Source organism: Pseudoalteromonas sp. BDTF-M6, from assembly GCF_018334135.1.
Classification (GTDB): Bacteria; Pseudomonadota; Gammaproteobacteria; order Enterobacterales; family Alteromonadaceae; genus Pseudoalteromonas.
On the sequence record NZ_JAGXTQ010000002.1, the window covers coordinates 107,413 to 120,055 of the forward strand.

General features: G+C 52.1%; 9 protein-coding genes. 6 read left to right on the forward strand and 3 right to left on the reverse strand.

Features of this window, described 5'->3' with window-relative positions; translation table 11 throughout:
- Positions 1 to 217 precede the first annotated feature (217 nt).
- The 5 genes from KD147_RS04750 (at position 218) to KD147_RS04770 (ending at position 8,303) form a co-directional block, all read left to right on the forward strand.
- Positions 218 to 1,375, forward strand: a complete 1,158-nt coding sequence (locus KD147_RS04750; RefSeq protein WP_212547090.1) for an efflux RND transporter periplasmic adaptor subunit — start codon at positions 218 to 220, stop codon at positions 1,373 to 1,375.
- Positions 1,376 to 1,384: 9 nt separating this feature from the next.
- Positions 1,385 to 4,516 (forward strand): efflux RND transporter permease subunit, encoded by a 3,132-nt coding sequence (locus KD147_RS04755; protein ID WP_212547091.1) that lies wholly within the window; start codon positions 1,385 to 1,387, stop codon positions 4,514 to 4,516.
- Between the two features lie 311 nt (positions 4,517 to 4,827).
- Entirely contained in the window at positions 4,828 to 5,433 is a 606-nt protein-coding gene (locus tag KD147_RS04760; protein WP_234399065.1) for a chitin-binding protein, read from the forward strand.
- A gap of 220 nt (positions 5,434 to 5,653) precedes the next feature.
- Positions 5,654 to 7,720 carry a S9 family peptidase gene (locus KD147_RS04765; RefSeq protein ID WP_234399067.1) on the forward strand — a complete coding sequence of 689 codons (2,067 nt, stop codon included), beginning with the start codon at positions 5,654 to 5,656 and terminating at the stop codon, positions 7,718 to 7,720.
- Entirely contained in the window at positions 7,710 to 8,303 is a 594-nt protein-coding gene (locus KD147_RS04770; RefSeq protein ID WP_105253423.1) for a DUF938 domain-containing protein, read from the forward strand. Before KD147_RS04765 ends, KD147_RS04770 begins: the two co-directional genes overlap by 11 nt.
- Here KD147_RS04770 and KD147_RS04775 read toward each other — a convergent pair.
- From KD147_RS04775 to KD147_RS04785, 3 genes are all read right to left on the reverse strand, one after another.
- On the reverse strand, positions 8,280 to 9,428 hold the full coding sequence (locus tag KD147_RS04775; RefSeq protein WP_212547092.1) for a GNAT family N-acetyltransferase: 1,149 nt from the start codon (positions 9,426 to 9,428) through the stop codon (positions 8,280 to 8,282). The two genes, KD147_RS04770 and KD147_RS04775, sit on opposite strands and share 24 nt — an antisense overlap.
- On the reverse strand, positions 9,421 to 10,761 hold the full coding sequence (locus KD147_RS04780; RefSeq protein WP_212547093.1) for an alpha/beta hydrolase: 1,341 nt from the start codon (positions 10,759 to 10,761) through the stop codon (positions 9,421 to 9,423). The genes KD147_RS04775 and KD147_RS04780 overlap by 8 nt, the downstream gene beginning before the upstream one ends.
- Positions 10,762 to 10,863: 102 nt before the next feature.
- Positions 10,864 to 11,349: an Lrp/AsnC family transcriptional regulator gene (locus tag KD147_RS04785; protein WP_105253425.1), complete on the reverse strand. Its 486-nt coding sequence runs from the start codon at positions 11,347 to 11,349 to the stop codon at positions 10,864 to 10,866.
- A gap of 121 nt (positions 11,350 to 11,470) precedes the next feature.
- On the opposite strand from KD147_RS04785, the gene KD147_RS04790 reads away from it, so the two are divergent.
- Positions 11,471 to 12,643, forward strand: coding sequence for a PrnB family protein (locus KD147_RS04790; RefSeq protein WP_212547094.1), 1,173 nt, complete (start codon positions 11,471 to 11,473; stop codon positions 12,641 to 12,643).

Below are 12,643 nucleotides of genomic sequence, written 5' to 3' on the forward strand. Positions count from 1 at the left end.
GCTTGGTTCGGGGTTGAAAGTCTGGCCTTGATGCGTGTTGGGTGCTGATCCGGAAGGTAATGCACCGCGTATTCTCATAAAAAAAACCGATTAATCAATTACAAAGCAACTGATGTTGGCTGTTGCTAAAATTAATACTTGCTTACAAATGAGACATTACTAAAAAGCAGCAGATTGTTAATATATGCTGAATATAAATTTATCAAGGTGATCGGCCATGCATCAGGCATTAAAAAAATCATTAGTCGCACTCGCAGTCGTTGTGGTCACGGTGGCCGCCGCGGGCGGTATCATGGCATCGGCAAAAAAGCCGGATGAAACCAAGCAGGTCGATACCCGACCCATAGTCGAGGTGAAAACCCTGGCCGCCAGCGATCACCAGGTGTTATTGACCAGCTATGGTGAAGTACGCCCGCTCGAACACACCCTGTTGGCCGCGCAGGTCAGCGGCGAAGTGGTGAGTTGGAACGAGGGCTTTGTTGCCGGTGGCATTGTCGCCCGCGGCGAGCTGTTGTTCACCATAGAAAAGGACAACTATGAAGCGGCGGTGTTGCAGGCCGAAGCCGAGGTTGCCCGAGCACAGGCCGCATTGATTGAAGAGCAGGCACAGCAACGGGTGGCTGAGGATGAAGCCGCTCGCACCCCAAGTGTTAAGCGTTCGGCCTTATTCCTGCGAGAGCCTCAGGTGCTGAGTGCTCAGGCAGCACTGAAGTCTGCACAAGCCGCATTAAAACGGGCGCAGCGAGATTTGGCTAACTGCGAAGTTCGCGCTCCCTATGATGCCCTGGTGATCTCCCGCGATGTTGGTCAGGGTCAGTATGTCAGTCCCGGCAGCAAGGTGGCGGAGCTTAATAATATTGAAACGGCGGAGATCATCCTCCCCATCGCCGGCTTTGACAGTGCCTTCTTACCGCCGCGCGTTGGCGGCATAACGGCGACCATTACTCAGGAGGGGCTCGGCGGTTACAGCCGCAGTGCCGTGATCGACCGTGATTTGGGGATAGTTGACAGTGCCACGCGCATGAGCAATCTGGTGGTGCGTATAGACGACCCCTATGCCATCCACACGCAGCAACCTAAGGTAAAATTCGGCAGCTATGTGCAGGTGCAATTTCCTGGGCAAACCCTGCGAGAAATTTTCCGCTTACCGCAGGAGTTAGTTAACAATAAAACCGTGTGGGTGGTGAATAACGAAAACTTGTTGCAGCCACGCCAGGTCACCGTAGTGCGTGAAGAAGATGAATTCTTCCTGATCAGTGAAGGCTTGGAAAACAGCGATCGCATTGTGCTGACCTTGCCGGAATATCCGCAGCAGGGCATGGAAGTACGTATCGCCGGGCAGGTGAGCACCAGCCCAAGCAACGAGCAGCTGTAGGAGGTAGCCATGCAAACGCCAAAGCAAAACGGCATTATCGCCTACTTCGCCAATAATTCGGTGGCGGCCAACCTGATGATGGTGTTTATCATCATTATGGGCATCGTCAGTTATTTCACCATTCAGCGGCAGATGTTCCCGAATATCGAAATTAATTACATCAATGTGACCGCCAACTACCCAGGTGCTTCGCCGCAGGAAATAGAAGAAAGCATACTGATCAAAATCGAAGAGTCACTAAAAGATGTGACCGAGATAGAGAAGGGCGTTTATCGCGCGTTTCGTAACTCCGGGCGCGCCTCGTTAGAGATAGATCCGGATGCCGAACTCAGCGACGTGCTGGATAAGGTGAAACTGCGGGTCGATGGTATCGCCACCTTCCCGGCGGGCATGGAGCCGGTCACCATTAGCCAGGTAGAGTTCCGTCAGGACGTTATCGGCATGTCTTTGGTGGCCGACCTGCCACTCACCGAGCTTAAGCCCATCGCCAATGAAATAGAGGATGAGCTGCTACAACTGGGCAATGTGTCCCTAGTACAAAACGATGTGCCGCTGGACGAAATTGCCATTGAAATCAAACCAGATACCCTGCGCCGTTATAACCTGACCTTGGGCGAGGTGGTCAATGCGGTGCGCCGTTACTCGGCCAACTTTTCCGCCGGCCAGTTGCGCACCGATGCGGGCATCATTTCCGTGCGGGTTGAGGCACAATCATACTCCGGCGAGGAGTTTCGCAATATCCCGGTGAAGATAGGTGCAAATGGTGCCAAGGTGCTGTTACAGGATGTGGCACACATCAAGGATGGTTTTGTCGAAGGCGAGCGCTACTTTAAGTTTAACGGTAAAAATGCCATCTACCTGAGCGTTAAGGCGACCAAAGAGCAGAACATGATCCCCGTAGCGGAGTCGGTTAAGGCCTATATCGACCAAAAGAATAAAACCTTGCCCGCCGGGGTCACCATCGAGCCGCTTATGGACATGACCTACTACCTGAATGCGCGCCTCGATATGATGCTAAAAAACCTGTTTCAGGGTGCCATCTTGGTAGCCTTGATGCTCACCTTGTTTTTGCGTTTTAAGCTGGCGCTGTGGGTGATGATTGGTCTACCTGTGTGTTTCTTAGGGGCACTGATGACCATGCCGATCTTTGGCATCAGCATTAATATTGTCTCCTTGTTCGCCTTTATTATGGTGCTGGGGATTGTTGTTGATGACGCCATTGTGATAGGTGAGAGCGCCTACTCAGAGATCGAGAAAAAAGGCGGCGGCGTCGAGAGTGTGGTGCGCGGCGCGCAGCGCGTGGCCACCCCGGCAACCTTTGGGGTATTAACCACCATGGCGGTGTTTGCGCCCTTTACCTTATCGAGTGGACCGGAGCGGGCATTTTTCTTCGGCATCGCCGTGGTGGTGATGGCGTGCCTGGCCTTTAGTTTGATCGAGTCAAAACTGATATTACCGGCGCATATCGCCCATACCCGTTTTGGCCCCATCAGTTCCAGCGGCTTTCGTGCCCGCTTTAATGATAAATTCTTCGGCTTTGTAAATGGCCCTTATCGCCGCTGTGTGGAGAAAAGCATAGAGTGGCGCTATGTGGTCTTGCTTGGATTTTTAGGCATGTTGATCCTGAGCTTTACGCTGATCGGTAGCAATCATATTCGCGTGATGCCGGCCCCTAAAGTGCCCCATGACTTCCCGCAAATCAGGGTAGAAATGAACGACAATGCGTCGGACATCCAGACCATCACCGCGATTCAGAAAATCGAGCGCATGGTGCTTGATGTGGATAAGCAAATAGAACAGGAATTTGGTCAAAAAATGGTGCGCAGCCTCTTGGTATTCAACCAGGGCCGTACCGAAGCACAAGTATTGGCGCCCTTGGTTGATGAGGATCTGCGCCCATTCGATGCCTTTGAGTTGTCGCGACGCTGGCGCGAAGCCATGCCGGAAATTGCCGGGGTGAAGTCTTTAACCATTTATGATGACGTTAATGGTAACCCAGGTGGTGATGGCGAATTCGGTTATCTGCTATATGGCTCGGATATTGAGACCCTCAATGCCGCCGGTCGCCAGTTTATTAATATGCTGCAGCAGCAACAGGGGCTGTTCGATATCAGCTCCACCATAGACCCGGCCAGTAAAGAGGTGCAAATGAGTCTTAAGCCGGTGGCCTATGATCTTGGTTTGGACCTGCAAAATATTGCCAGCCAGGTCGGCGCCAGCTTCTACGGTGGTGAGGCGCAGCGAGTGATCCGCGACGGTGAAGAGGTGCGGGTGATGGTCCGTTATCCCAAGTTAACCCGTGAAGCCTTTGCCTCCCTTAAGCATGCAGTGGTGATGACTCCGGCGGGGCAGGAAGTACTGCTTGGTGATGTGGTTGAGCTGCAGGAGCGCCCGGGGATCAGTTACATTCGTCGCGAGGGGGGTTATCGCACCGTCTACATCTATGGCAGCATAGATGAAGAAAGGGTGGAGCCCACCGAGGTGGTTAAACGCATTAAAGAGGACCTGTTACCACAATTACAAGAGCAGTTCCCTTCGGTTAAAACCGAATTGGGTGGCTCCATTGAAGAGCAGCAGGCCCAGGCCAATGAACAAATTCTTTTCTTTATCGCCGGGATGATCATTGTTTATATCCTCTTGGCGGTGCCGCTTAAGAGCTATAGCCAGCCACTGATCGTGATGTCGGTGATCCCCTTCAGCTTGACCGGAGCCCTGTGGGGTCACTTCTGGTTCGGCCTGGACTTAAGTACCATGTCTTTCTTTGGTTTAATCGCCGCCGCCGGGGTGGTGATTAACGACTCCTTGGTCATGACAGATTATGTGAACCAGGCTCGTCGTGAGGGTTATACGGTAAAACAAGCCGTGGTCGAAGGCGGCTGTGCGCGTTTCCGCGCTATTACCCTGACCTCGATTACCACCTTTGCCGGGGTCTTGCCGATCATGTTTGAAACCAGCTTGCAGGCCAAGTTTGTGATCCCCATGGCGGTGGCGCTGGGCTTTGCGGTAATGTATGCCACCTTACTCACGCTGATCCTGGTGCCTTGTTTGTATGTGATCCTCGGCGATATACGGGCCGCGTTCCGCTGGGTATGGCAGCGTATCAGAGGCACGGTGCCCCGTCATAATGAGGTTAAAGCGTAATAAATTGAGAAAGTTACCCGCTTTCAGTTAGCGTTAAGATTCGCACTTCTATCCTTTGATAGTCTTGGGTGTATTTTTACCTGGCCTGTATGCTCTTTACGCGTCTGGGCTTAGCTTTAAAAAGGCATTACACCCAAGTGACTTTGCTAGAGATGAACTTAACAGGTCAACACCTTCTAGTTATAAAGTATGGTATTGAGTGGCCCTTTACCCTAATTAGTTGCTATCTTTTTTAGGGTGTCACTACAATAGCCACTACTTTGGTGTTCAATGAAGTGTGCTTTGGTCGCTGGCCATGCAAGGGGTAACAGTTGCAATTAGCCGAACATACAGACATTTACTCGTACATGAGCGGATCTCTTCCCGAGGCCAGTTGGCTCAGTGTCGGTACCCTAAGCAGCCATACTCAGCTGTTTCGCGGGGATATTGTCGAAGTTGAGGTCTATGACCGACAAGGTTTGGTGAAAGGGCTGAGTTTTAAGCTTCATATCCAGTCCGATCAGCAAGGTGAGCCGCAAAACTGGTCTCGCGAAGTTGCCAATTATATTAATACCCATATTCCCTTGATGCAGGCGGGAAAGATCACCGAACATGGACTGATCGTCGCCTATCGTGGCAATGAAATTTTTGCTTGCTCAAGCAGTGGTATCAGTGAGGTGGTGATTAACTACAACTGTGTGGCAAAAAATCAACATCAGGGTCAGCATAATAACCAGGGTTATGATCATATCTTTCCCATTGACCATGAGTTGTATTGCGCCGGTGATCGTGTCTTGCATCTAGCTACCGGCAAGGTATACCGCTGCAAGCCTTGGCCCTACACAGAACTGTGCCGTTTAGGCGGAACTAATCGAGAACAATACGAGCCAGGAGTGGGCCTTAATTGGCGTACCGCGTGGCAAGAAATAGAGTCGTAGTCGCGAAAAGTACAAGTGATACTAATTCTGTTAAGTATGTGAGCAGGTATAGCGTTGGATAAATGATGTGATAGCAAGGCGGAATTTTTCTTATGTAGTTATTCTCCATAGAAAAATTCCAACGCGGTTAGCATGATATTTAGCCCGTTAGAATGATTAGCTATTTAAGAGAATTGGTATGATACACTGACAATCCTGTTTCAGTGTTTCGAGGTTGTGCGTGCAAGCTCCCATCGCCAAAAAAATCCCCCATTTGCTTACTCAGCATGGTCAACAACGACAAGACGATTACTATTGGATGCGTGACGATCAGCGCCAAAATCCGGAAGTACTCGAGCATTTACGTGCAGAAAACGCCTATTGCGATGCCCAGTTAGCTGCTAGCTCCGCACGACAGGAGCAAATTTTCTCCGAGCTTAAGGCGCGCATCAAAAAAGATGACAACACGGTTCCGGTACGTGATGGCCACTACTGGTATCATAGCGAGGTGTCGGGGGATGACGAATACGCTAGGCACTATCGCGCCAGCAGTTTTAGCGGCGACAACAAAACCCTGCTGCTCGATGTTAACGCCCTTGCCGCAGGCCATGAGTTTTATGACTTGGCCGATATGACGGTAAGCCCCAATGAACAACTCCTTGCTTATTGTGAAGACACCAGCGGTCGTCGTATTTATCAGGTGCGTATAAAAGACCTGCAAAGCGGTGAGTTGCTCGACGACGTGCTGCATGAATGTGAAGGGCAAGTGGTGTGGGCCAACGACAATCGCACCCTGTACTATGTTAAGAAAGATCCACAAACCCTGCTAGGGTTTCAGGTTTTTCGTCATCGTCTGGGCAGCGCCCAAAATGATGATGAGCTGGTGTATGAAGAGCAGGACCGAAGCTTTTACATGGGCCTGGGTAAAAGCCGTGATGAAAGCCTGATTTTTATCGATCTGGAAGCCACCGAAACCAGCCATACCTATGTACTTGATGCCGATGATCCTCAGGCTCAACCTCAGCCGCTTATGCCCCGCGAAATGGGCCATCTTTATGATGTCGATAAACTCGGTGAACATTTTTATATCATCACCAACCGCGCAGCGAAAAACTTTCGCCTGATGCAGGCGGATGCCACCACCATAGCCGACCCCAATGCCTGGCGTGAGCTGATCGCGCATCGCGATAATGTCTTGCTGGAAGGCGTCGACCTGTTTAATGGCCACTGGCTGGTAACCGAGCGCGAGTTGGGGCAGATCCGTTTTGTCGTTTATCAACATCAGCAAGGCAAAATGCAGGGCGAAGGACACATCCTGGGTTTTAGCGATCCCTGTTATTACGCCGGTGTAGGGGTGAACCCCGAACCGGATGTTAGCAGTGTACGTATTTACTACAGCAGTTTGACGACGCCGGGAAGCCTGTATGAATTCGATCTCAATACCCTGGAGCGCAAGTTGCTGAAACAGCAACAGGTACTGGGTGAGTTCAATGCGGCCCACTACCAAAGCGAACGGCTGATGATCACTGCGCGTGATGGGGTGCAGGTACCCGTTTCCCTGGTGTATCGCCGCGATACCTTCAATAAAGACGGCAGCAACCCATTACTGCAATATGGCTATGGTGCATACGGTATCACCATAGACCCCAGTTTTTCGAGCAGCATTTTAAGCCTGCTGGACCGTGGTTTTGTCTATGCCATTGCTCATATTCGCGGCAGCGAAATGCTGGGCCGCGCCTGGTATGAAGCCGGTAAGCTGGCCCAAAAGCAGAACACCTTTAATGACTTTATCGACGTTACTCAGGCACTGGTGGCGCAGGGTTATGGCGCCGCCGATAAGATCTTTGCCAGTGGCGGCAGTGCAGGTGGCCTGTTGATGGGAGCCGTGGTTAACCAGGCGCCGCATTTATATCGTGCCATTGGCTGCCATGTACCGTTTTTGGATGTTTTGACCACCATGCTTGATACCAGCATTCCGCTTACCACCAATGAGTATGACGAGTGGGGCAACCCCAATCATGAACAAGACTACCGCACCATAGCCGCCTACTCACCCTATGACAATATTCGTGCCCAGGCCTATCCTCATATTTTGGTGACCACAGGCTTGCATGACTCGCAGGTGCAATATTGGGAGCCCATGAAGTGGGTGGCCAAGCTGCGTGAATACAAAACCGATGACCATTTACTGTTGTTTAAAACCGACTTAGAGAGCGGTCATGGTGGGGCTTCTGGGCGCTTTAAAAGCCTGGAGGAAAAAGCGCTGGAATTTAATTTCTTCTTAACGACCCTAGACTATGAAAATTAGCGGCTTATCCCAGGCATGTGAGAATAATAAGGGGCCTATCCTCGCCGAATTAACGCAGATCTTTGCCCATACTCAGAGAGTGTTGGAAATTGGTTCGGGCACCGGCCAGCATGCGCTGCATTTTGCCGCGCATCTTCCCCACCTGCTTTGGCAAACCAGCGATTTGGCTTATAACCATGCGCTGATCAACCAGGTGATCGGCACTGCCGAGGGCGATAACATTCTGCCGCCGCTGGCGTTGGATCTCGAACATAGCTGGCCGTTAGCGCAAGTTGACGGCATTTTCACCGCCAATACCCTGCATATTGTCAGCGAGGAGCTGGTGCGGGCATTTTTCCATGGGGTGCAGCGGCACCTGAGCCGGGGCGGCAACTTGTGCATCTATGGGCCCTTTAATTACAACGGTACTTATACCAGCGAGAGCAATGCTCGTTTCGATGCCAGTTTGCGCGGGCGCGACCCGCAAAGTGGTTTGCGTGAGCAGCAATGGGTGGTGGGTTTGGCCGAGGCCGCCGGGCTCGAGCTCTGTGCCGACATTGCCATGCCGGCCAATAACCGTTTACTGCACTTTATACGGAGATAATCCTGCACATTGTTGCATATACCGGCTATATTGCTGCGTTTCGCGAACGATAAAGTCCTCAATGGCCGCCTCAAAGGGGCTGTTGATAAAACGGTGGCAGGAATGGGTCAGCTGGGGGGTAAAGCCTCGGGCTAATTTATGCTCCCCCTGGGCGCCGCCATTAAAGTGCGCCAACCTCTCTTTGATACAATATTCAATGCCTTGATAATAACAAAGCTCGAAGTGCAGGCTGTCATAGTGCTCAAGGCAGCCCCAGTAGCGCCCGTATAGGGTGTCTTTGCCGCGCAGAAACAGGCTGGCGGCAACCAGGTTATCGCCATCATAGGCGCAGATCACCACTAACTGTTCACTCAGTCCCTGTTTGAGCCGGGTAAAAAAGTCGGCATTTAAATAGCCGAGATGACCCGAGCGTTTTAGGTAAGTACGTTGATAAAAGGCGCTGAGCGCCTGCATATGCGCTGGCGTGATCTTATCACCGCTGGCAACTTCTATTCGCAGGCCCGCCTCGGTGACCGCGGCACGCTCCTTCACTATATTCTTGCGTTTGCGGGCCTTTAATTGCCGGCAAAATTCATCAAAGTTACGGTAGCCCTGATTGTGCCATTGAAACTGCACCGTAATGCGTCTGGCCAGGCCTTGATCTTGTAATTGCTCGGCCAGGGCCTGCGAGCAAAAATTGATATGCCAGCCGGACCAGCCCAATTGCCGCGCCTGCTCATCCAGGGCGTTACCTATGGCTGCGAGAGCCTGTTGCCTATCCACCGCCTCGCTTAGGGCTAAACGCGCCCCCGTCACCGGCGTAAAGGGCACGGCGCACAGCCACTTGGGGTAATAGTCATAGCCATGTGCCTCGTAGGCTTCGGCGATGGCCCAGTCGAACACGTATTCACCGTAAGAGTGGCTTTTAATATAGCCTATGGCTAGGCCAACAGGCTCTTTCTCGTGGTACAGCAGCAAATGGTGGGGTTGCCAGCCGGTGCGAGCGCTGGCGCAGTTCGTTTGCTCCAGGGCACGAATAAACTCATAGCTGGAAAAGGGATCCTCGGCGGCGGCAAAAAAGCGCTGCCAGAGCGACCGACCCACCGCCTGTATGCTGGGAACAAAGCGGACACTGAAGTTATTCATGCACACGCTCGAGGAAGGTGCGCATATCCTGCTCCAGCTCGGCATAAAAGGGGTTATAGGTCAGGCGCTTAAGTGGTCCTTTGGCCAGATTTGCTGCGGTGCGCTCGCCAATCAGTACCTGAGGCTGGGTTTTACAGCGGCGGTATGCTTGGTCGTCTTCAAGGTAGGAACCACAGTTGCGATAGCGTCCCTGAGCCCCGTAATAGGGATGATTTGGCGCATTAACCACGCTGATATGCGATAAGTCGAGGATCTTGTTACAGGGTGCCTGATTGGCTTTGCAGGCATAGTTGCGCAGCGGGAAGTCATCGCCTAAATAGTTTAGTGCCCCTTGTGGATTGCCATAATAGACCAACATATCCTTGGCGCTGTTGGGGCGTGCCTGGGGATTATGCCAGGCCTTAGCCAGGGCCAGGGTGGCGTGTGCGTCTATGGTGGTATCCACCTCGCTTTGGACGATAAAGAGCGGCAAGTCGGGCAGAGTTGCCTTGGCTAGACGTTCGTTGTCGATACGGCGCATGGCCTCATGGGCCAGGCTCGCGGCGGCAAAAGGGAAGGACTCGTACTTGGCAAAGTCGATATCGGCGTCTTTATCTATCCAGTTTACGAAGGGGATACGGTCTATCCATTTCGCCAGCCAGCCCTGCTTATTATGGGGCTCGGTTGCCGGTGACCACAGCATCAAGGCCTGAACTTGGCTTGGTACCGGCTGTTCGATGAGATTAGCCAAGGCCAACGCGGCACCGGTGGAATAGCCGCCGATAATGACCTGATCGAAGTCTTGGCTGGTGCGGGCGATGGCGTAGTTTGCCAGCGCCCGCCATTGTTTAAAGCTCACCTCTTGAAGATCGCTGGCGGCACTGCCATGGCCGGGGAGCAGCACGGTGCGCACATTAAAGCCCTGGCGATAGAAAAAGGCCGCTAATGAGTGATAGCTGAAGGGAGAGTCGGTCAGGCCATGCAGTAACAGTACGGCTTTATTGCTAGTGGGGTGTCGTAGCTCAAAGGGACTCAGCAGGTCGCTCACGGTTAAGTCGGCCTCTAGGCTTCCTTGGGCTTGCAGTAACTTGACGGTTTCCGTGTGCACCGGGCAAGGCAGGCCGGCTCTGGGGTTTCGCGTCTCTATCCACTCCCGGGCCGAGGCCAGATAAGCGCTGAAGGGCGGCAGGGTGTCAAGCTTGAGCGCTCGCACGGAGGCGTCATTGGCAAAGCGATGGGTGCCGTTTTTTTTAGCCGCCATGATGTAGTCGATATCGTCGATATGACTAAGGCAGGTTTGTGCCCAGGTTACCGAACTGGTTAGGCCGAGTAGGAAACATAAAAACAAGCGCATCGCTTTGATCTCTGGATAATTTATAACGGGCAGCATAACAAAGCGGTGATTTTACGCCTAGCCCTAATCGCGAGCCCTGAGCGCCAGCCCTGAGCGCGAGCCCTAATCGGACAAGGGCAACTGCCAGCGCGAGAAGGTTTGTTTAAGAACCACGGTGGACTCGATCGCCGCGATATCCTGGCAACTGCCCAGGGCGTGTTTGACAAAGTGCTCGTAGCTGACCAGATCCCGTGCCACGATTTTTAACAGGTAGTCGTATTCGCCGGTGATCACCGAGCATTCCTGTACCTGAGCCAGTGAGGCCACATGATCCTCAAAACGCTGGGCGGCACTGGCGGCATTTTGGGTTAGTTTGATCAGCGCATACACAGAGATTGCAAAACCCAACTTGGCGGCATCAAGATGAGCATGATAACCGCGAATATAACCGGCCTGCTGAAGCTTGTTGATGCGGCGCAGCACCGGCGTATCGGAAAGGTTAACCCGTTGCGCCAACTCGCTGACCGCCATGCGCCCATCTTGTTGCAGCAGGGCCAGCAATTGCAGGTCTTTTTGGTCGATTTTTATTTTTTGGTTGGAATCACTCATTGTCTAATCTTTTTTAGAGTATCCCTTCAAATATACCCGGTGTTTGTGGTGAAAGTTAAGTAATTTCACTTTTAAAGCTATGCTAATTTGTAGTCATTATCGACTAATTTACGAGCGTATTATGGTTAGCCACTCAGCCGCGTTTGATCGCTGGATCCGCACCGATTTCGTTTCCTTTAATAACGAACTAGAAGACTTGTATTGGCAACAAGAGGACAAGGCCAATGTTGTTGGCGTTGGTGAGGAAATTAAAGAAGCCATGGTGTTACAGGGTAACGCACTTATTCAGCGCCTGGTGGATGAGGGCAATACCGACCAAGGCTTTGATAAGGCCTTTGATCTGTTAGGGAATGTGGGCTTGTTTATGGCCGCTTGTCGTCGCCATGAGATCACCGAACCGTCGCGGGAAACCCAATCGCCATTGACGGCAGCCTCGACCCTGGCCATGCATATCGGTGCCTCGATTGGCGTTACGCCACGCTTTGCCACCGCCCATTTAACCACGCATAACAGTGCCGAGAACGGGCTGTATAAACGCTTTACCGATCTGGCCGACGAGAAACTTTTTGTCGATTACAATACTAAAGGCATTCTCGCCTATAAGCGTGCCGCCGATGCTCTGTTGCGCTTGCAACCCTTAGGGATTTCTCATCCCATTGCTGCCGATCTCCTGTTGGTGGCCGAGCAGGCTCTAAAGGATGTCATGGCGAGCAACCGCTATCTTTTTCAACACCTGGATACCGATCGTTTCTTCTATTGCGTGCGACCCTATTACAAGCCCTATCGTGTCGGTAAAGAGGTGTATCGTGGTGCCAATGCGGGTGATTTTGCCGGTATCAACGTCATTGATATGCTGTTAGGTCTTTGTCAGGCCAATGAGGTCAGCTATTCGCAACTGCTACTGGATAAGTTTCTTTATATGATGCCTCAAGATCAACAGATCCTGCGCCACTGCATGCGTTTGCCTTCCTTTATGGATGAATTTCTTCAAGTCGGTGAGCAGCATCATAAGGCCAGTTGGTTCCAGGAAAACCTCAAAGCCTTTTTAACCGTGTGCAAGCTGCATGGGCAAACCGCCATTCAGCACCACAATCAGCTGGTGGAGAAATACATTCGCGTGCCGAATGAGCAACTCGGGGCCGAGCATCAAGAAAAGGTCACCGCCAGTGGTCCGCCCTTGCCTGTGCTGTTGGCGCAGTTGGAAAAACTCCGTGACCGTCGCGCCGCTCGTCCTCGCGATGATATTTTTACCCGCTTCGATGATGTACAGCGACTAACTAAGATGGTGGATTAA